Source organism: Aliikangiella marina (assembly GCF_007004765.1).
Lineage (GTDB): Bacteria > Pseudomonadota > Gammaproteobacteria > Enterobacterales > Kangiellaceae > Aliikangiella > Aliikangiella marina.
In genome coordinates this window covers 1,456,593-1,477,084 of record NZ_VIKR01000001.1, presented here as the reverse complement: position 1 = coordinate 1,477,084, position 20,492 = coordinate 1,456,593, and the positions used below count along the sequence as shown (strand labels likewise).

The following is a 20,492-nucleotide window of genomic DNA, read 5'->3' as shown; positions in this document are numbered from 1 at the left end:
GAGAAGTGTTTTGTTGTGGCTTTCAAGCCTTTTTCTATAAGCATTTGATATGAGCGGGACTCAAGATAAGACAAAATATTTTTGGCCATTGAGTTTTGCATGTTTGGTGACTGAATTGCTCAACAACTGATAGTCAATTTGTATGCTCATAGACAGTTAACGCATTGTTTGTCGTCGATTAATAAACGTATTAATTTTAGCGGTTTAATCAGAGTATTGAGGTCGGTGCCAGAACGGCTAATGTGAGAGAAAAAAATGTGACATGGTGGGCGCTGCTGGGCTCGAACCAGCGACCCTCGCCTTGTAAGGGCGATGCTCTCCCAACTGAGCTAAGCGCCCATGTCAGTTGACTCGTCGTCGAATCTGGGGCGCATTCTAGTGACAAAAGAATTACACGTCAACAATTAAATTAATTATTTTTTTAAGTGTGCAATTTGGTAAACTTACGCCTCAAATCTAACCCCTATTTTTAAGTGATTCCCAATGACAGTTAAAACTCGTTTTGCGCCATCTCCGACAGGTTATTTACATGTTGGTGGCGCCAGAACTGCTTTATATTCCTGGCTGCATGCCAAAGCTAATAATGGAAAGTTCGTACTGCGAATCGAAGATACGGATCTCGAGCGCTCAACGCCTGAAGCTGTAGAGGCTATTCTTGATGGCATGAAATGGCTTGAGCTTGACTGGGATGAAGGACCTTTCTATCAAACAAAACGCTTTGACCGCTATAAAGCGGTTATTGCGCAGTTAGTTGATGAGGGTAAGGCGTATCCGTGTTTTTGCAGCAAAGAGCGTCTTGATACCATGCGTGAAGAGCAGATGGCGAATAAACAGAAGCCTCGATACGATGGTCGCTGTAGAAATTTAGCTAAAGACGATGTCGACTTGACTCAAGATCATGTCATTCGCTTTAAAAATCCTCAAGAGGGTGCCGTGACCTTTAAGGATGTCGTCAAAGGTGAGATTACTATTGCCAATAGCGAATTAGATGACTTGATCATAGCCCGGACCGACGGTTCTCCAACTTATAACTTTACCGTGGTCGTCGATGACATGGACATGGGCATTACCCAAGTTATTCGCGGCGATGATCATATTAATAATACGCCGAGACAAATTAATATTTTTGATGCCCTCGGTGCGTCCATTCCTGAATATGGGCATGTGCCGATGATCCTAGGCGATGATGGTAAAAAACTGTCAAAACGTCATGGGGCAGTGAGTGTAATGCAATATCGTGATGATGGCTATTTACCACAAGCCGTGCTTAATTATTTGGTTAGATTGGGCTGGTCGCATGGTGACCAGGAAGTCTTTAGCGTGGCGGAAATGATTGAACTGTTTGATGTGAACAATATCAATAAAGCGGCATCGGCGTTTAATACCCAAAAACTGAATTGGTTGAATCAGCAATATATCAAATCATTACCGGTCGATGAGGTTTTGCCTCACTTACAATGGCATCTTGATACTCTAGGCATTGATCTGACTAACGGCCCTGATATTTCACGATTGATACCGGAGTTTGCTGAAAGAGCACAAACTTTGACCGAACTCGCGAACGCTGTTCGCCCGTATTACTGTGATTTTGATAGTTTCGAAGAAAAGGCTGCTAAAAAGCACTTGCGCGGTGTCGCTGAAGAGCCATTGCGGCGAGTTAAGGAAAAGCTTTCTTCTCTTGATGAATGGAAACCCGAAGCGATTCATGATGCGATTAATCAAACTGCTGAAGAATTAGAAGTCGGTATGGGGAAAGTTGGTATGCCGCTTCGCGTCGCAGTGACTGGCGCAGGAATGTCACCAAGTCTGGACATAACCCTAGAGTGGATAGGTCGCGAAAGAACTCTGGCAAGAATTGATCAGGCATTGAATTTTATTGCCGAAAGAGTCGCACAGGGATAAACTAAAAGCATGTGATCAAGCCGCTGGCCTTATTGTATTTTCACAACAAGGTCGATGCGTTTACAACCCAAAATTGGCTTAAATCATCTGGCTAAACACAAACACTTAATTGAGGTCTCAAAAATTATGCTACAAAGAGTAATACTGGCCTTGGCCATCAGCCTGTTAACAACTAAGGCTTGGGCGCAAAGCATTGAAATTGTTACTCCTAATCCGCAACAAGGTAGCATGATAATTGGTAAGCTCATAGGTGAAGGTGATCTGTCACTCGGCGCCACGCCAATTGAAGTCGATGAGCAAGGTTATTTTGTATTTGGTGTAGGCAGAGAGGCTCCTTCTAAAATAGAGCTCACCGTTACTTCTGAGCAACAAATCGAAAAGTTTCCAATCGCGATTGCCCAACGTGAGTGGAAAATCGAACGAGTTGATGGTCTCCCGCCGAGTAAAGTGACACCAAGAGCGCCTGCAGTCCTTAAACGCATTGCTGAGGAATCAAAACAAGTTAGAGCCGCAAGAAACCTAGTTTCTAAACTCAATCATTTTAGAGAGCCGTTTGTAATGCCGGCAGAAGGGCGTATCTCCGGCGTCTACGGCAGTCAAAGAATTCTAAATGGCGAACCAAGAAGGCCGCATTATGGTTTAGACGTTGCGAATGCGACAGGTACGCCGGTTGTTGCTGCCGCTAGCGGCGTCGTGACGTTAGCGCACAAAGACATGTTTTTTTCTGGTGGAACCCTGATAATCGATCACGGGCGAGGTATAAGTTCTACTTATATCCATTTAAATTCGATTGATGTTAAGGTGGGCGAGACCGTTAAACAAGGCCAGAGAGTGGCAACTATCGGTGCAACAGGACGGGCAACTGGCCCCCATTTAGATTGGCGACTCAATTGGTTTCAGACTCGTTTGGATCCAGCGTTGTTAGTTGATATTAAGTAATTCATCACTCGCATCGTTCGATGAAAGATAGTCATAAAATGATCAAGCGAGTGTAATCAAATTTTAATCAGTCGCCCTCGATAATTGAAGGGTAAATGTTTTGAACATTAGGCTGATTTAGCAATAGGTGATGTAGTGTTAAGTTTTCTTGAAGTCAACAGTGGATTTATCGAGCTTTCGAAAAAGCCGCACAATCCAGAATTTGAAAACTGGGTTGAGCTACCAAACCAAGTAGCGCTGCGCATGCTTGATAGTGGTGTGTTGCAAGTTCGACCCGCTAAAGCGAAAGGGACCGCATTAGTGCTCTCATGTGGCGTTCATGGTAATGAGACGGCGCCGATTGAAATTATTTCGAATCAAATTAGTCGAATCGTTACTGGTGCAATCGAACCTCATTGTGAGCTTTTATATATTCTTGGTAATCCGGAATCAATGCAAACTTCACAACGCTTTGTATCATTAAATATGAATCGTTTATTCGCCGGTGCATATGCTAATTATGAATTAAACGAAGATTCTAAATATGAGATTGAACGGGCGAAAAAGCTTGAAGAATTAGTTTCAAGATTTTTTGAAGAAAACAGCCAACTGACGAAAATTCATCTTGACTTACATACCGCGATAAAGCCATCTTTCCACAAAACTTTTGCGATTAGACCCTATCATCAATCTGCAATTTCTCCACAATCCAAAAGGTTACTGTTGGCGTTAGGTATCGAAGCCGTTTTACAACACAACAAACCGTCGACAACTTTTTCTGCGTTTTCAGTACAGAAATTTAACGCTGAGGCTTACACATTAGAGCTTGGGAAGGTAAAGCCTTTTGGCGAAAATAACCCAGAGGATTTCTCAGCGGCAATTCAAACGCTCGACGATCTCGTTCAAAGTTCTTCGATTGTAGAACACAATGCAGATAGCCTGATTGAATATAAAGTTGTTGCCGAGATTATGAAAAATAGTGACGAGTTTAAGTTCTACGTTCCTGATGATGTCGAGAATTTTACTGCTTACCCGCAAGGGTATTTAATTGCGGAAGACTTCGACTATAATTATCGGGTTGCGTTTGAGCGAGAGTCGGTGGTTTTTCCCAATATCAATGTTCCCGTAGGCCAAAGAGTCGCTATTATGGTCACTGAAGTCAATCCCGATTAATGTCGCTATAGCTTTGGGTTAAGAACATTATATGGACCACCGTCAGCTTTGCGATTACTTCCAAAATAAACTGGGTGCGTCTGCCAGCTATCCTTTCGGGCCTGAAGTCAGGGTTTATAAAGTTGGTAATAAAATGTTCGGCATTATTGCCGAAGCCAATAATCCATTAAGTATCAATTTAAAATGTGATCCTGATGAAGCACTAGCGTTAAGAGATGTATTTGAGAACGTCATACCGGGCTATCATATGAATAAAGTGCACTGGAATACAGTCATAATGGAAGGCGATGTACCCGATGGCGAAGTAATGCGGATGATTGACAACTCTTATGACCTAATCGTCGCGAGCTTACCTAAAAAAATTCGAAACAACCTGACCGAAACAAACTGAGCAAAACAAACTGAGCAAAACAAAATGCCAGACATAGTCTAAAACTTATGGTCAATACACAGGTTAACAAGCAGGTTTAAGTCTTAACACAAACCATTGTGATTTTGTGAAAGTGAAAAGCAATGCTGGTCAGATTGTTTTTAAGCGAAATTGTTTAATAGAGGCTTTCTTCATTGTTGGGTCGCGTCTTAAAGCGTTTGTGAACCCAAAAATAATCAGCTGGGTTTGCGCGCAATATATCTTCTAAAATTTGATTAATCCGGGTAGCATCAGCGAGTTCGCTTTCCCCTGGAAAGTTTTTCAGTGCAGGATATACGGTAAGCTCATAATTTCGTGCTTTATTCGTTCGTGTTTGGGTAAAGGGTATTACCGCAGCCCCGGTCATTTTGGCAAACTTGGTTGTTGCTGTAATACAGGCTGCTGGAATTCCAAAAAACGGTGCAAAAACGGCAGAACGCTTAGGGCCATAATCTTGGTCTGCGGCATACCACACGATGCCATTATTCTTTAATACCTTAAGCATAGACCGAACATCTTGTTGCTGAACTAATTGATTCACATGACGCAAACGTCCCTTGGTCATCATATATTCGATGAGTGGATTTTTATCCGGTTTGTACATGCCGGAGATTCGCTCTTGATGGCTGAGGAGCTGGGCACCAATTTCGAGTCCAGTGGTGTGAAAACTCAGTAAAATTACGCCTTTTCCTTTATCCAAAGCAGCGTGTAAGTTGTCAATCCCATGGACCTTGGTATCTTTTAAATAACTGGAAAGGTCAGAGAACCAGCACGCTGAGGTTTCGACAACGCCATAACCTGTTAGATAAGCGTTTTCTTTGATGATTGTTTCGCGTTCTTCGGCGGTTTTCTCTGGAAAACAAAGTGTTAAATTTCTATCAACGATTTTTTTATGTCGACCAGATACTTTTAGCATAACAAACCCAAGCGCGCGAGCTATGCCTCTTTGCATCGCTCTGGGAAGTCTTGCGATTAACCAAGAAATAGCAAACCCAATTAACCCAAACCAGTATTTAGGTCGAACGATAAAATAGCTTAAAGTCTGTTTCATATAGGCTATAAGCTCCTAGCGATTTCTTGAAACATTTTAACCATGACCTGGCTGGTTTTATCACCAGCGCGCCAGTGCGGATTTGCAGCCGTTCTTGCTATAACAACGTTTTTTTCAGGGTTGACATATATGTACTGTCCATAAACACCGCGGCCTAAGAAATCACCCTCATGTTCGGGCGGTAACCACCATTGATAACCATACCCGAAGCGACTCGACGACTTTTCATTATCACCAGGCATTAAGTGGGCAGCATCTGGGGTTATAGAGTCTTTAACCCAGTTTTCAGGGATGATTTGTTGTCCTTGCCAATTGCCTTGGTTGAGATATAACTGACCAAATCGGGCATAGTCTCTTAAGGTGGCATTGAGCGTTCCAAATACCAGTTCCATGCCCATATCATCAATCAACCAACGAGCATTTGAGCGCATACCAAGCTTGCTCCATATTTTTTCTTCAAGATATTCTGAAGGGGTTTTACCGGTAACTTGTTTCAAGAGGATTCCTAAAACTTGGGTATCCATGCTGACATAATGGTGGTACTGACCGGCGGGTTTACCTGCCTGTAGCGTCGCAGCAAATTCATTAATCGAGGAACCAAGTGCGATGACTCTGCCCATACGGTTAATGTCAGAATTAAAATCGACGTAATCTTCATTAAAAACAACACCTGAACTCATTTGCAAAATATTTTTAATCGAAACACCGTCGTATCCGCTACCTTTTAATTGTTCGACATACAGGGTTATTGGATCTTCAACACTTGCAATTAAGCCTTCTTCGAGTGCAATGCCGATCAAGGCTGATACAAAGGATTTGTTAAGCGACCAAGAAATATTTAAACCGTCTATAGTGTTGCCTAATGCATAATATTCATGGATGATTTTTTCATCTTTAATGACAATAAATCCGGTAGTATTAGTCGACTGTAGGAGGGTTTCAATGTCAAAATCTTCGCCTTGGAATTTCACTGATTTGATCAATGGTTTTGGAGAGATCTCAAATTGGTGCTTCGCATTGCCCTTATCGATGGTAGAATAAGGAAAAAACTCCGTCATATTTTGAAAGTTATCGACGATGTTGGATTCCTCGAATAAGTATACGACTTTGTACAATCGGTATAACTCATTGTGGTACAGCAATCCAGCGCCCACCACGACGGCCATAAACACCGCGACAGATTTAAGTATTATTTTTTTCATCAGAGCGTCGACACCTTTCGATAAAAACATTCCAATAGATTAATCACTATTGATTATAAGAAGCTTTTTTTACATCGTCATCCGTTAAATCATTTCAGCTAATAGTTTATATAGCCGATAGGCAGAGGAATTGGTGAAAGTATCGTAAATTATCTATTTTCTGTCCTAATAGATCGACGGAGCACCTGGGGGCCTCGAGCGAAAGCGTTTGTGCACCCACAAATAATTCGCTGGTTCTTTCTTAAGAAATCGCTCTAAAAACCGATTAACTTTCGCTGCATCTTCAGTTGGGGAGTCACTGGGGAAATTATCGAGTGCTGGATAGAGTTCGAGTTCAATGCCTTTACCTTCATGAGTCCGGCGATGGGTGAGGGGAACTACTTTAGCACCGGAAATCTTTGCGAAACGGCTTAACCCGGTGATAGTACGCGCAGGAATATCAAAAAAAGGCACAAAAACAGAGTTTTTGTGGCGACTATCATTGCCATAGTTTTGATCAGTAGAATACCAAACGATTTCATTATTTCTCAGCGCTTTGATTGCCGATTTTGCATCATCTTGAGTAATTAATCCTTTAATATGCCGAAGTCGACCTTTACACATTGTTTGTTCGACGAGACGATTTCTTGTTGGTTTGTACATCGCATTGAACTCAACGTGCGATCCAAGTAAACAACCGCCAAGTTCCATACTCGTAAAATGAAAAATGAGTAGAATCACACCATTTCCCTCAGCTTGCGCAGCGTCTAAGTGTTCTTTACCGATGAGGCTACTATATTTTTTTCGCGAGCTAAGGTCAGAGAACCAACATGCGGCGACTTCAATCATGGCGAGAGCAGACTGACGGAAGTTTTCCTCAAGAATCGATTGCCGCTCTTCCGCTGTTTTATCCGGAAAACAAAGTGCTAGATTGGTTGCGGCGATTTTCCGCCTTTTAGGTAAACAGCGATAAAAGAGTTTGCCCAGTAGATTGGCGAATTGTAGTTGGACCGTTAAGGGAAGCTTTGCGAGGAGCCAAGCAAAACCAACGAGAATTAAGCCACCGAGATCAGTTGGATGTTTGATAAAGTGATTGATTTTTAAAGCCATAGGATCCGGGTCTTTTATTATATTTGTGAGAATCGATGGTCAATTAGATGATTGGTATTCACAAAAGCCGCAAACAAGGGGCGAGATTATAGGCAGTAATGCTTCCTTTTGTCATTATTCGTCAATCATAAATCATTGATCTTGAGCCGCACGTCTCGCTACGACTCATAACTGCTTACCCCTCAAACCACTTTTTAACTCCGTAAAGTTGAATATTCCAGCGCTCTCATCGGGTTTTGGCTGACCGGCAAAGTGTTTTGCGTGGCCTAATCTAGGCTAATTTACTGTCCGCAACGTGGTAATCCGGATCTTCAATGAGATTAACCTCCACTAAATCGCCCGCTTTATCGAGAAGGAGTTTACACTCAGGGCTTAAATGGCGGTAATGAAGGGTTTTGCCTCGTCTTTGATATCGCTCTGCGAGCGCATCCAATGCTTCGATTGCTGAGTGGTCGTAAGCCCTTGCGTCAAGAAAATCAACAATGACATCTTGTGGATCATCTTTAGGTTCGAAAATATCCTGAAAATTGCGTATCGAGCCAAAAAACAGCGGACCATGTACTTTATAGACTTTCGATCCATTTTCATCGATTGTTTTTGTGGCATAGATCTTTTTCGCTTGTTTCCACGCAAAAACCAGCGCGGATACGATAACACCAACAATTACTGCGATCGCCAAATCCGCAATTACGGTGATCGCGGAAACTAATACGATGATGAATGCATCAGATTTTGGCACTTTATTGACCATACGAATACTAGCCCATTCAAAAGTGCCGAGTACAACCATAAACATTACCCCGACGAGTGCAGCCAGTGGAATGCTTTCAATCCAGCTTGAGCCGACAAGAATAAACAATAAGAGTGCGATGGCTGCGGTAATTCCAGATAATCTCCCTCGACCGCCAGAGTTAATATTGATCATGCTTTGTCCAATCATCGCACATCCGCCCATCGCTCCGAAAAAGCCATTGACAAAATTGGCCGAACCTTGGCCGATACATTCACGATTTCCTTGTCCTCTAGTTTCCGTGATTTCGTCTATTAAAGACATTGTGAGTAAGGATTCGATCAGTCCAACGGCGGCCAAAATAAGTGAGTATGGAAGAATAATCTTAAATGTTTCCCACGTGAACGGCACTTCAGGGATTGAAAAAGTTGGTAGCCCTCCGGCTAACGTTGCCGACATATCATTTGATTCGCTGCGCACGTAGTCAATGACTGAAGGGATTGGAATATCCAAGAAAATAACGATGGCCGTTACCGTCAAAATAGCCACTAATGACGCTGGGATTGCTTTAGTGAATTTGGGCAGAAAATGGATGATTGCCATGGTCAGCGCAACCATTGCTAGCATCCAATAAAGCATTGGGCCGGACATCCACTCTTTAGCCCCAGCGGCGCTTTTAACTTCAAATTGGCCGAGTTGCGCAAGGAAAATGACGATCGCCAAGCCATTAACGAAACCCAGCATAACCGGATAAGGAACCATTCTGATAAACATACCAAGCTTGAAAACACCGGCTAGTATTTGGATAACGCCAGTCAGAACAACCGCCGCAAACAAATATTCAACACCATGTTCAACAACCAGCGCGACCATTACAACTGCCATAGCGCCAGTTGCGCCAGATATCATACCCGGCCGACCTCCGAGTACTGAGGTGATTAACCCGACCATAAAGGCTGCATAGAGACCAACCATTGGATCGACTTTGGCAACGAAGGCAAATGCAACTGCTTCAGGGACGAGGGCAAGAGCAACTGTGAGACCGGACAATACGTCATTTTTAACGCTATATTGTGAGCGTCTAAATAAATCAAACACGGCTAAGTTCTTCAGTAAAGGAGGGGGTTAAAGGGCGCGAATGGTACAGCATAAGCCTATCATGTCAATGTAAATTGCTTGATAGTATAGTCGTCAATGCAAAAATCACCGCATTTTACGCTGAAAAGCTAATGTGCTCTAACTAACAGTTCTAAGTGAAACTCGACCGACCAGTCCAAAAAAATCGAAGACAACCGCACAAAAATTGGATTGAATGAACTCTGTTACTATTTTGATATTGTTATAAAAATCAATAAGCTAACAACAAAGCCTAGAATAAGCTTTAACTTTAACATTTTTTCGAAATGATTCTGGTGGTTTTAATAGCGAAATTTTATTTGCAGTAAATTAGTGAAACTTCTAAGGTTTTGAGAGGACAAACATAATAACGAAGGAATTTGTTCGCGACCTAATAAATCACTGGTTTCAACCTTAAACCTTTCTCTAGAGGTAAGACACTATATGAAAAGACAAAAGCGTGACCGAGTCGAAAGAGCTCATCAAAAGGGATACACAGCGGGTGTAAACGGTAAATCTCCAGAATCCTGTCCATTCTCCAGTTTAGAAGCCAAAGAGCATTGGCTCGGTGGGTGGCGAGAAGCGCGAGAAGAGGTGAGCAAAGGGTATTTTGTGTGACCCCACTCTGAAACAAATTGTCTTAATCAGCCAATCTCCTGCAGGCACCAAAAGCCAAAGGATCTCCAGAAAAGCCCTCGTAATGAGGGCTTTTTTTTATTTTTGCGCAAGGAGATAGATGTTCTTTTAAGGTTATAGATAGTGGGTCTAGTGAGTTCAGTCGATTAAATGATTCTCGTACCAGCCATGCCGCTATGGTTTGCTCAACTCTCATAGTCCGCAACTATCGGGTTAAACCAATAGTTCTATGCTTGATTAACCGAGGACTGATATAATACTCGGACCAGAAATTTTCATTAAATTAATATGTTAGCTAGCCCAATTCAGGATTTTCCACTTCCTAAACCGCCTCGTGAGCTCGACTCCTCAGAAGCAGAATTTTACAACCAAAAGTGTAAAGATGCGCTCAAGGCGCACAATGCAGTATTAATCGCCCATTATTATACCGATCCGGCTATTCAAAAATTAGCAGAAGAAACGGGCGGTTTTGTTGGTGACTCGTTAGAAATGGCGAAGTTCGGTGCGGCCCATGAAGCAAGCACACTGGTGGTTGCTGGCGTAAAATTCATGGGTGAAACCTCTAAAATGTTGAGTCCGGAAAAAAAAGTGATCATGCCCACTTTGGAAGCAACTTGTTCATTAGATTTAGGTTGCCCGGCTGATGAGTTTAAATCGTTCATTGAGCAACACCCAGACCGAACTGTTGTTGTTTACGCCAATACCTCAGCAGAAGTAAAAGCGCTCGCGGACTGGGTGATTACCAGTAGTATTGCGGTCGATGTTGTCAAACACCTGGACGCACAAGGTGAAAAGATATTATGGGCACCCGATCGACACCTTGGGGGTTACATTCAAAAGCAAACTGGGGCAGATATGGTGTTGTGGCAAGGTCATTGTATCGTTCATGATGAGTTCAAATATCAAGCGTTAGAAAAGGCGATAAAACTTTATCCTGAAGCGGCTGTCTTGGTACATCCAGAATCTCCAGAAGCGGTCATTGCCCTCGCGGATCATGTTGGCTCGACATCACAATTAATTAAAGCAGCGCAAACCGTGGAAAATCAGCAAGTAATCGTTGCCACTGACAAAGGGATCTTCCACAAGATGCAACAAGCTGCACCGGAAAAAGAGTTAATCATTGCGCCAACTGCAGGTGAGGGCGCCACTTGCCGTTCTTGCGCCCATTGTCCATGGATGAAAATGAACGATTTGATATTGCTTTCCGAAGTTTTTGATAAGCAAGATAACGAAATAATCGTCGAGCCTGAGCTAATTGAAAAAGCACTTAAACCATTAACGAGAATGGTTAACTTTCAAAGTCGATAGATTTTTAAGTCGATAACTTTTAAAGCAGTCTGATTTAAGGACAGCTGCAATTAAAGGCGGTCACATCTTTAGGCAATCACATCTATTGGCAATCAATTAGCCGGTGTCTCCCCTGAGAACAGGGGAGCGTATCACTTAGGATTATTAATAAGTGTAAGGTTTAGAGCTTAGTAGAAAAGTTTGGACCGCTAGGCTTCTTTTTAGACTGCTCAGTTCCTGCAGCGGTTTTGCCACCGCTTTCAGACAAGCGCATTTGTAAATTTAAATCGGTCCTGGATTCGGCGAATTTCAGTGCGTCTTCGCGACTGATCACGCCATCTTTATAGAGTTTGAACAATGATTGGTCAAAAGACATCATGCCATCCATATGGTGCTTCTCTATTGCCTTTTTAAGCTCATCCAGCGTGCCTTTTTGAACAATTTCTTGAATATCGGGAGCCTTCATTAGTATCTCAAGGGCGGCTACCCGTTTACCTTGCTGACTCATAACCAGCCGTTGCGATATGATCCCCTTCAACACCGAAGAGAGTTCCTTCATTACCGAATCTCGCTGCTCACTTGGAATCATATTGCGGATCCGTTCGAGAACTTGTTTCGCATTATTACCATGGATAGTCGCCAGGCAAAGGTGCCCAGTTTGTGCGTAACTCAACGCATACTGCATCGCTTCTTCGTCTCGAATTTCGCCGATAAGAATTACATCAGGCGCTTCGCGCATCGCATTTTTTAAGCCATTGTGATAGCTCTTGGTGTCTACGCCGATTTCGCGTTGATCGATAATACAGAGCTTATGCTCATGCAAGAACTCAATCGGGTCTTCAATAGTTAAGATATGACTCGTGTCGCGTCGATTTCGGAAATCAATCATTGCTGCTAGGGTCGTTGATTTACCGCTTCCCGTCGGCCCACACACCAACACTAAACCGGTCCTTTCCATAACTAACTTAGACACTGCCGCGGGCAAGTTTAATTCTTCAAAATTAGGGATATTGCTCTTAATATGGCGCATGACCATGCCGACTTCACCGCGTTGCATAAAGACATTGACCCTAAACCTGCCAATATCGTCAACCGAAATCGCAAAGTTTTGCTCCCACTCAGATTCAAATTCAGCTATTTGGCTCTCATCCATTAGTTCATAGGCGATGTCCTTAATCGCGCCAGGTGGCATTGGCCCTTGGCCCATCGGTGTTGATACACCTTCGATTTTCATATGTGGTGGTGCGCCGGTACTAAAAAACAGATCGGAGGCATTTTTTTCAGCCATCAACCTAAGTAGTAATTTAATATCCATTCATCTTCCTATTTAGTTAACCTCGGTAAGGTTTTATTGTTATAAACATTCGGTCGAACAATGAATTCAACTTAGCCATGATAGACCGAAAATTATCTTTTATAAAGCATTGCCATTTAAAAGGATATTGTATAATCTACGCGCCTTATTGTTACTAGGCCCTGGCCTATAGTGACAGTACAAAAGATAGACACGGTGAGGTGTCCGAGTGGCTGAAGGAGCACGCCTGGAAAGCGTGTATAGGTTAACACCTATCGAGGGTTCGAATCCCTCTCTCACCGCCAGTTTTGAAGCTACAAGTTGGCAACGCCCAGCTCGGTCCTAAGAGGTTCTTGGTGAGAGCGAAGTTTACGATTAAACAGCTGGCTTAAAGACTTAAAGGTGTATACAATACGCCGCTCATTATGGTGGTCCTATTGGTCCTCCCGCAACGATAGGTTGTGAACTCCGCCAGGTCCGGAAGGAAGCAACGGTAGCAATTGACTCGTGTGCCGGGATGTGGCTGGTAGGATCGCCTCCATAATTCTTCAGTCATAGCTTGGGACCAGAATAGCTTGGGCCTGTATTGTCTCGGACCAGTGTTGTCTGGTAACAGTGTTGTCTAGTACCAGTGTTGTCTCGAGCATTTGATACCTTGCGGCCAATTATCGTTAAAGCTGAATACGCCCAGACCAGCTCTGTTTCCCTAAGCCTCAAATAAACCTGTGACTGCCCGCATTCATCGATTATAATAATCAGCGAAAATAACGATACCAAAGAGTCCTTTTTTATGAGTTATCAGGTGCTTGCCCGTAAATGGCGCCCAAAAGATTTCAGTGAATTAGTCGGTCAACAACAAACTGCTCAAGCTTTAATCAACGCACTTGAAAGTCAACGGTTACACCATGCTTATCTGTTTACCGGTACAAGAGGTGTCGGTAAGACGACAATTGCTCGGATTTTATCGAAAAGTCTAAATTGTGAAACGGGAATTACTTCGACGCCTTGCGGAGAGTGTGCGAGTTGCGTCGAAATAAATCAGGGCAATTTTGTTGACCTACTGGAGATTGATGCGGCATCTAAAACAAAAGTTGAGGATACGCGAGAATTACTCGACAACGTTCAATATCGACCCACTCGTGGCCGCTATAAGGTTTACCTAATAGACGAGGTGCATATGTTGAGTGGTCATAGTTTTAATGCTTTACTTAAAACCCTGGAAGAGCCACCACCGCATGTTATTTTCTTACTAGCGACCACTGACCCGCAAAAGATGCCGGTAACCGTGTTATCTCGTTGTCTTCAGTTTCATCTTCGAAGAATGGAAGAGCCCGAGATAATCAGTCATTTATCACACATCTTGGAAGCCGAAAATATTCCGTTCGAAATGGAAGCATTACCAGCGATCGCCAAAGGTGCCGATGGAAGTATGCGAGATGCACTCAGCTTATTAGACCAGGCGATTGCTTACTGTGGCGATAATATTAAAGCTCAGGTCGTGCTTGATATGCTGGGCACATTGGATCGTGATTACAGCTTTCAGTTACTCGAAGCCATTGAAAGCGGGGATGCTAAGCGCCTCATTGAAGTGATTGAAAACATTGCTCAATTTTCTCCAGATTTCAATGAACTCATTGGCGACTGGTTATCCTTGTTACATCAAATTGCAGTTTCTCAAGCGACTCAGTCTAGCGATGATCCCAAGGTCCTCTCCTGGTCAAATCAGATCAATGCGGCAGATCTGCAGCTTTATTACCAATTATCACTGCAAGCTAAAAGAGATCTTGTTTACGCACCGCACCCTCGTCAAGGTTTCGAGATGGCCATGTTAAGAATTATGGCTTTCAAGCCAGCCACCAAGCCACCTGGTAGCGGAAACAAAAGCCCAGAAAATAAAGCGCCTGAAGCGACTCAAATAGATACCGACCCTGGACCTAGCCCGAGCAAAAATCAATCCGTTAATGTCGAGAGTGGTGCAAACAATCTCACTCATTCGGCGATGAATCCGGTTGAATCGCAACCGGTTGCTTCACTTAACATCGCCTCCAAAAGTCAATCCAATGTTGCACTCGCTTACGACGAGCATCCGCAGTTGTCAGCGGATGAAAATGTAAAAAGCCAAGAGAATGACGTTACGGCTCATCTATCTAAAGCGGAACAGATTAAACAAATTATTAAGCAGCCAGCTAAGTTAACCATGGTTGTTGATAACGAAGTCAAGAATGAACGGCAAGCGCAACAGCCTATTGAACCAGCAGATAGATTAGCGAGCATTGAGTCGCAAAGTCAGCAATCAGAGACGGTTAAGACAATTGCCTTTGAGGACGTCACCGAGAACGAATGGTTTCATGTTGTCGCAGGATTAAATTTAACGGGTCATGGATTGCAAGTACTTTCTAATGCCACAGCCAACTATCAAAACGGTAAATTGATTATAAATCCACTTTCTAGAATTGAAAGTTTGCTAACGCCCAGCGCACAAGACAATATTTTAAGTGCGCTGAAAAGTTATTTTAAACAAGATCACTTACCACTCAGTTATGAGTTTGTTGAGCAAACAAGCGAAACTCCACGAGAGCGACTCGCTCGATTGCACGAGCTTGCAATTGATGAAGCGAATAGTGAATTGCAAAACGATCCGCAAATTAAGTTTTTAATGGAAAAGCTCTCGGCGACATTGCCGCGAGAATCTATCCAACTAAAGAAATAACCATGAGGTAATTATGAAAGGTTTAGGTGGCTTGATGAAACAAGCCCAAGAAATGCAGGAAAAAATGCAAAAGGCGCAAGAAGAAGTGGCTAATATGGAAGTCATGGGTCAGTCCGGCGCTGGAATGGTCAAAGTCACGATGACAGGCAGACATGATGTCAAACGAGTTGAGTTAAATGATGAGCTCCTCTCAGAAGACAAAGAAATTCTTGAGGACTTAATTGCTGCAGCCGTTAACGATGCGGTTAGAAAAGTTGAAGAAGAATCCAAAGACAAAATGGCTGGCGTTACTGCGGGCATTCCTTTACCTCCTGGCTTTAAAATGCCGTTTTGATGAACATTACCGTTAGAAAGTTTTTCACGCCGTAGTTGAATGATCAATGTCTCAAGAAAAGTCTTTGCTCAATAAGCTTGTATTCTCGCTCCAATGCCTGCCTGGTGTAGGCCGTAAGTCTGCCCAACGAATGGCGTATCATCTTCTCGATAAGGATCGAGAGGGCGCGTTGCGTTTAGCAAACGATTTAAAAAGTGCGATGGATGAAATTGGCAATTGCGAACGATGTCGTGATTATACAGAGGCGAGCTTGTGTGAGATTTGTCGGAATGAAAAACGTAACGAGCAAACATTGTGTGTAGTCGAATCCCCAGCAGATGTTGCCGCGATCGAGAGTACCGGAAGCTACACCGGTAAATACTTCGTTTTAATGGGGAACTTGTCACCACTCGATGGCATTGGTCCTGACGAAATAGGGTTAAACCAATTAAAGACGCTGGTTGAACAAACTGATTGCCAAGAGATAATCGTTGCGACTTCTGCGACCGTTGAAGGGGAAGCGACCGCACATTTCATTTCAACAATAGTGCAGGGCGTTAAGGATAAACAAGTGTCGGTCAGTCGACTGGCGCAAGGCGTTCCAATCGGCGGCGAGCTAGAATATCTCGATTCATCGACGTTAGCGCTTTCGCTGGCTAACCGACAAAGCATATAACTAATCAAATAACGTTATAGTCACACTAAAGATATCATGAACCAGTCTCATTGGGAGAACGTTTACCAAAATAAGCCAGTTAATCAAGTGAGTTGGTTTCAACAGAACCCAAAGGTCTCACTTGAGTTAATTGAGCATGCGCGTCTACCCAAGGAAGCCAATATTATTGATGTGGGGAGTGGAGCGACACGGTTGATTAGTGAACTGGTAGCACTAGGTTTTTATAACGTAACCGTTCTCGATATTTCTCGTGCAGCCTTGGCAAAAGCCAAGGCTCAGTTGAAATCGCTACATCGTGATGTGAATACTTTTGAATGGTTGGTAGGCGATATCACTCAAATAGACCTTGATATAGAAAAATACGCCTTGTGGCATGATCGCGCTGTATTTCACTTTTTAACAGAGCGCGAGCAGCGTCAAGCGTATATTAGAAATCTTCACTCGAGCTTAAAAAAGAACGGTGAATTTATCGTCGCTACTTTTTCGTTGGACGGGCCTGAAAAATGTAGTGGACTCCCGGTCGTTCGATACGATGTTGAAGGGCTTGTAAAAACCTTTGGTCCCAGCTTTGAGTTGCTGGAAACCAAAACCGAGAGCCATCAAACACCGTTCGATACTGAACAGGCATTTGTTTATTGTCGCTTTAAAAAAATTCGTTCGTGAGTTGTGATAATTATCGATGCGAATCAAATATTATGATCGCGTTAACTCGCCTCTAAGATTAGTGTGCATTTGTTGCTTTATTTCATCCACTGTCAATTCACTACTGAGTAAGTAACTTAGTTTGGTTAAAGTCGCTTCAGGCGTCATATCAAAACCACTAATAACGCCTACATCAAGAAGTGCTTGTCCTGTTTCGTAACCGCTCATATCGACACTACCTTTTGAGCACTGAGTGCAATTAACTATCACTACACCACGATTAGAGGCTTTTTCGAGAGACTTCAACATCGCTTTGTCATTACACGGCGCGTTACCCATGCCATAAGTCATTAGCACCAGACCTTTTACGGATGATGATAAGACGTAATCCAGCAGCTCAGCAGGAAAACCGGGAAACAAGGAAAGAATGATCACTTGAGGTGTCGCGATTTTTCTTATTTTAAGTGTTTCAGCGGGCTCTCTTAACAACAAGTGTTGTTTGAGTTTTATTTTTGTACCCACTTCCGCAATGGCAGGAAAATTAGGCGATTCAAACGCATGAAAACCACTCGCATCTAACTTCCTTGCGCGATTACCTCGATATAATCGATTGTGGAAATACAGGCCGACTTCCGGTATGTCATAGTTTCCTGCTAACAAAAGTGAGGTAATAAAATTATCTCTGGCGTCAGTACGCATTTGTGACCATGGAATTTGTGAACCGGTCACGATTACTGGCTTGGAAAGGTCTTCTAACATAAAAGAGAGAGCGGACGCCGTGTAAGCCATGGTGTCTGTGCCATGAAGCACAACAAAACCATCATAGTCATCAAATCGCGATGCAATGTCTTGTGAAATCTGAAACCAATGTTCTGGGGTAATATTCGAAGAATCGATTAAGTCATCGTATTCGTTAATCACTACCTGGGGCATTTCCGGAGATTCAAACTCGGGTAAGGAAGATATTAAGTCGGCAAAGTATCCAGATTCAGGAATAAAACCCTTTTCGCTCGGTTTCATTCCGATAGTACCGCCAGTGTATGCCACGTAAACTTTTTTGTGATTCATAGACCTGATTCAATCGAAATTGTTGTTATAACTTTCAGGCCTAAGGATAATCGAATCTGAGCCACAAAAAAAGCGGCGCCTGCAATAGACGCCGCTTTTATTTTTTTGCTTTAAGCGATTAACTAGTTAATGCTACAAAAACATTTTGCGTAAGCGTGATTTGGATCGTTCCATTTGTCCAATTCACCGAGTACAGCCGAAAACTCATTCAACAGTTGAGTTTTGATCGTTGGTTTTTGTGGTTGATTAACGGTTTCAGTAAACTCTTGTTGCATATTGGCGCTGCCAAACAATTGTTTCATCAGTTGTTCTTTTTCGCTCAGTTCCCGTTTCACAAACCAAGTATCATACTTTTCGATTCCGGCTAATTCAGCAGCTGATTTTACAGCATCGTTAAGGGTTCCTAACTTGTCCACCAAGCCGAACTCGTGCGCTTGTTTTCCTGACCAAACGCGGCCTTGGGCGATTTTGTCGACTTCGTCACGAGTCATGTTTCGTCCTTTAGCAACCAGTGCCAAGAATTTTTCATATCCCGAATCGATACTAGTTTGGATGATTTCTGCAACGTCAGGGCTCAGCGCTTGGCCAGTATCAACTGGATTCGCATATTTTGTTGTGCCAACACCGTCTCTAAAAATGCCATACTTATTCATTGGTTTTTCAAATGTTGGTAGCATTCCAAAGATACCGATTGAGCCGGTAATTGTCGTCGGGTGGGCCCAAATTTCATCAGCAGTCGCAGAGATCCAGTAACCGCCAGAAGCCGCGACATCACCCATGGAAACGACCACTTTGATGCCTTGTTCTTGGGCTTTTACCAGCTCTTCACGAATTATTTCGGAGGCAAATGCACTACCACCACCACTGTCGACGCGGAGAACAATTGCTTTAACTTTGTCATTATTTCTCGTTTTGCGGATTTTGCGAGCAACAGTATCGCCACCGATGTTACCTTCTTTCACCTCACCGTCCATGATTGCACCTTTAGCGACAATTACCGCTACCTTATCACTTCGAGGGTTTACGTAATCCATCGGACCTTTAATCGCGCGCAAGTAATTCTTGTGGCTGATTTGTTTGTAACTCTTGTGCTTTTCATCTTGACCAACTAACTCGATCATCTTGTCGCGGAACTCAATGCGCGTCATTAATCCATCGACGAGGCCCTTATCGAGTGCCAGTTTTGCGGCATCTCCTTTGTATTCACTCATCGATTCTTTATAACTATTGATGTAAGCAAGAATGTCGTCGCTGGTCATTTCACGTCGGCTAGCAACATCGGCGACAAAATCAGTCCATAAGTCACCCATCCATGCGCGGTTGGCTTCTTTAGCTTCTTCCGACATGTTGTCTCTAATGTAGGGTTCAACTGCCGATTTATAGGTACCCACTTTGAATACGTTCATGCTGACTTCTAAGTTGTCTAACAGCGATTTAAAGTAGGTTCCAACTCGCGCAAAACCGGTTAAGAAAACGCCACCTTGTGGATTCATAATCACTTCGTCAGCTTGGCTCGCCAAGAAGTATTGGGCTTGTGAAAAATTGTCATCAAATGCAATGACTTTTTTGCCACTGGTTTTAAAGTCTTCGATTGCCACGGCCAAATCTTGCAGTTTAGTTACGCCGCTGCCCCACATATATTTGGTTGAGATCACAAGTGCGGTAATTCGGTTGTCATCTTTCGCGTTTTCAATGGCTTCGATTAAGTCATATATCAAAGTTTCTGGAGGGTCTTCCTGTCCGGTCGCTTCTTGCATCGCCGCTTCGAAAGGGTCTCGATAAGTGAGCTGTTCAACGATGTTACCGTTAGGTTGGAGAACAAGTGCTACACCTTTCTCGACGGTCGGTTTGTCATCTGAGCTAATAATGGCGGAGATGATAAAAAACAATATCAGAAAAAACACTAGGTTCAGGATTATCTTGCGAGAGAGATCTAACCCGTACCATAGATTCTTAAATAGCTTTGACATAGTCTTCCTTTAATTTAATTCGAATGAGAGTAAAATCTATTTAAAAAGATAATTACCAAGAGATAGTTCAATTAATTTAAGCACTTAGCGCACAAGCCACTTATCATAAACTAAGCTATTATTAAGTGTTAGTGCAAATCACCAATTTCAAGTAGCACAACCTTAAACATTATGTATGTTACTGAAATATATAGATTTTATCTGGCCAATAAAGTGTTAACAATTTTGTCTAAGGCAATAATTTTGGATTCACTCAACTGGTCTAATCTGTTATAAAGGCTCACTAACCATTTGAATAACAATATT

General features: G+C 42.9%; 17 protein-coding genes, 2 tRNA genes and 1 other RNA gene. 12 read left to right on the top strand and 8 right to left on the bottom strand.

Features of this window, described 5'->3' with window-relative positions:
* Positions 1 to 263 precede the first annotated feature (263 nt).
* Positions 264 to 339: transfer RNA gene (locus tag FLL45_RS05855), tRNA-Val, on the bottom strand.
* A 144-nt stretch (positions 340 to 483) separates the two neighbouring features.
* Between FLL45_RS05855 and gltX the strand changes: the two genes are divergently transcribed.
* The 4 genes from gltX (at position 484) to FLL45_RS05835 (ending at position 4,384) form a co-directional block, all read left to right on the top strand.
* Positions 484 to 1,902: a glutamate--tRNA ligase gene (gene gltX / locus FLL45_RS05850; RefSeq protein WP_142941037.1), complete on the top strand. Its 1,419-nt coding sequence runs from the start codon at positions 484 to 486 to the stop codon at positions 1,900 to 1,902.
* Between the two features lie 126 nt (positions 1,903 to 2,028).
* Positions 2,029 to 2,841, top strand: coding sequence for a M23 family metallopeptidase (locus FLL45_RS05845; protein ID WP_142941036.1), 813 nt, complete (start codon positions 2,029 to 2,031; stop codon positions 2,839 to 2,841).
* Between the two features lie 135 nt (positions 2,842 to 2,976).
* Complete coding sequence (astE, locus tag FLL45_RS05840) at positions 2,977 to 3,993, top strand: succinylglutamate desuccinylase (protein WP_185964345.1); 1,017 nt, start codon at positions 2,977 to 2,979, stop codon at positions 3,991 to 3,993.
* Positions 3,994 to 4,024: 31 nt separating this feature from the next.
* The gene (locus FLL45_RS05835) at positions 4,025 to 4,384 is read left to right on the top strand and encodes an MmcQ/YjbR family DNA-binding protein (RefSeq protein ID WP_142941034.1); all 360 of its coding nucleotides are present in this window, start codon (positions 4,025 to 4,027) and stop codon (positions 4,382 to 4,384) included.
* Positions 4,385 to 4,538: 154 nt separating this feature from the next.
* Here the strand turns inward: FLL45_RS05835 and lpxL are convergent, their stop codons facing one another.
* The 4 genes from lpxL to FLL45_RS05815 form a co-directional block, all read right to left on the bottom strand.
* On the bottom strand, positions 4,539 to 5,453 hold the full coding sequence (gene lpxL / locus FLL45_RS05830) for an LpxL/LpxP family Kdo(2)-lipid IV(A) lauroyl/palmitoleoyl acyltransferase (RefSeq protein WP_142941033.1): 915 nt from the start codon (positions 5,451 to 5,453) through the stop codon (positions 4,539 to 4,541).
* A gap of 5 nt (positions 5,454 to 5,458) precedes the next feature.
* On the bottom strand, positions 5,459 to 6,655 hold the full coding sequence (locus tag FLL45_RS05825; RefSeq protein ID WP_185964344.1) for a serine hydrolase domain-containing protein: 1,197 nt from the start codon (positions 6,653 to 6,655) through the stop codon (positions 5,459 to 5,461).
* Positions 6,656 to 6,820: 165 nt separating this feature from the next.
* Entirely contained in the window at positions 6,821 to 7,744 is a 924-nt protein-coding gene (locus FLL45_RS05820) for a lysophospholipid acyltransferase family protein (RefSeq protein WP_142941031.1), read from the bottom strand.
* A gap of 271 nt (positions 7,745 to 8,015) precedes the next feature.
* Complete coding sequence (locus FLL45_RS05815; protein WP_142941030.1) at positions 8,016 to 9,572, bottom strand: SulP family inorganic anion transporter; 1,557 nt, start codon at positions 9,570 to 9,572, stop codon at positions 8,016 to 8,018.
* 462 nt (positions 9,573 to 10,034) lie between these two features.
* On the opposite strand from FLL45_RS05815, the gene rmf reads away from it, so the two are divergent.
* Together rmf and nadA are read left to right on the top strand one after the other, a co-directional pair.
* Entirely contained in the window at positions 10,035 to 10,208 is a 174-nt protein-coding gene (gene rmf, locus FLL45_RS05810; RefSeq protein WP_142941029.1) for a ribosome modulation factor, read from the top strand.
* Between the two features lie 306 nt (positions 10,209 to 10,514).
* Positions 10,515 to 11,534 (top strand): quinolinate synthase NadA, encoded by a 1,020-nt coding sequence (nadA, locus tag FLL45_RS05805; RefSeq protein WP_142941028.1) that lies wholly within the window; start codon positions 10,515 to 10,517, stop codon positions 11,532 to 11,534.
* A gap of 160 nt (positions 11,535 to 11,694) precedes the next feature.
* On the opposite strand, the gene FLL45_RS05800 is transcribed toward nadA, so the two are convergent.
* A complete protein-coding gene (locus FLL45_RS05800) occupies positions 11,695 to 12,828 on the bottom strand; it encodes a PilT/PilU family type 4a pilus ATPase (protein WP_142941027.1) in 1,134 nt (377 codons plus the stop codon).
* Positions 12,829 to 13,022: 194 nt separating this feature from the next.
* Here FLL45_RS05800 and FLL45_RS05795 point away from each other — a divergent pair.
* The 6 genes from FLL45_RS05795 to FLL45_RS05770 all read left to right on the top strand — a co-directional run bounded on the left by FLL45_RS05795 (position 13,023) and on the right by FLL45_RS05770 (position 17,169).
* A tRNA-Ser gene (locus FLL45_RS05795) sits at positions 13,023 to 13,112 on the top strand.
* Between the two features lie 130 nt (positions 13,113 to 13,242).
* Positions 13,243 to 13,339, top strand: an RNA gene (gene ffs, locus FLL45_RS05790) — signal recognition particle sRNA small type.
* A 258-nt stretch (positions 13,340 to 13,597) separates the two neighbouring features.
* Positions 13,598 to 15,517, top strand: coding sequence for a DNA polymerase III subunit gamma/tau (gene dnaX / locus FLL45_RS05785; protein ID WP_142941026.1), 1,920 nt, complete (start codon positions 13,598 to 13,600; stop codon positions 15,515 to 15,517).
* Between the two features lie 13 nt (positions 15,518 to 15,530).
* A complete protein-coding gene (locus FLL45_RS05780) occupies positions 15,531 to 15,851 on the top strand; it encodes a YbaB/EbfC family nucleoid-associated protein (protein WP_246075764.1) in 321 nt (106 codons plus the stop codon).
* A 46-nt stretch (positions 15,852 to 15,897) separates the two neighbouring features.
* Positions 15,898 to 16,506, top strand: coding sequence for a recombination mediator RecR (gene recR / locus FLL45_RS05775; protein ID WP_142941024.1), 609 nt, complete (start codon positions 15,898 to 15,900; stop codon positions 16,504 to 16,506).
* A gap of 36 nt (positions 16,507 to 16,542) precedes the next feature.
* A complete protein-coding gene (locus tag FLL45_RS05770) occupies positions 16,543 to 17,169 on the top strand; it encodes a class I SAM-dependent methyltransferase (RefSeq protein WP_210247119.1) in 627 nt (208 codons plus the stop codon).
* A 30-nt stretch (positions 17,170 to 17,199) separates the two neighbouring features.
* Here the strand turns inward: FLL45_RS05770 and ansA are convergent, their stop codons facing one another.
* Positions 17,200 to 18,216, bottom strand: a complete 1,017-nt coding sequence (gene ansA / locus FLL45_RS05765; RefSeq protein ID WP_142941022.1) for an asparaginase — start codon at positions 18,214 to 18,216, stop codon at positions 17,200 to 17,202.
* A 122-nt stretch (positions 18,217 to 18,338) separates the two neighbouring features.
* Positions 18,339 to 20,186, bottom strand: a complete 1,848-nt coding sequence (sppA, locus tag FLL45_RS05760) for a signal peptide peptidase SppA (RefSeq protein ID WP_142941021.1) — start codon at positions 20,184 to 20,186, stop codon at positions 18,339 to 18,341.
* Between the last annotated feature and the right edge of the window lie 306 nt (positions 20,187 to 20,492).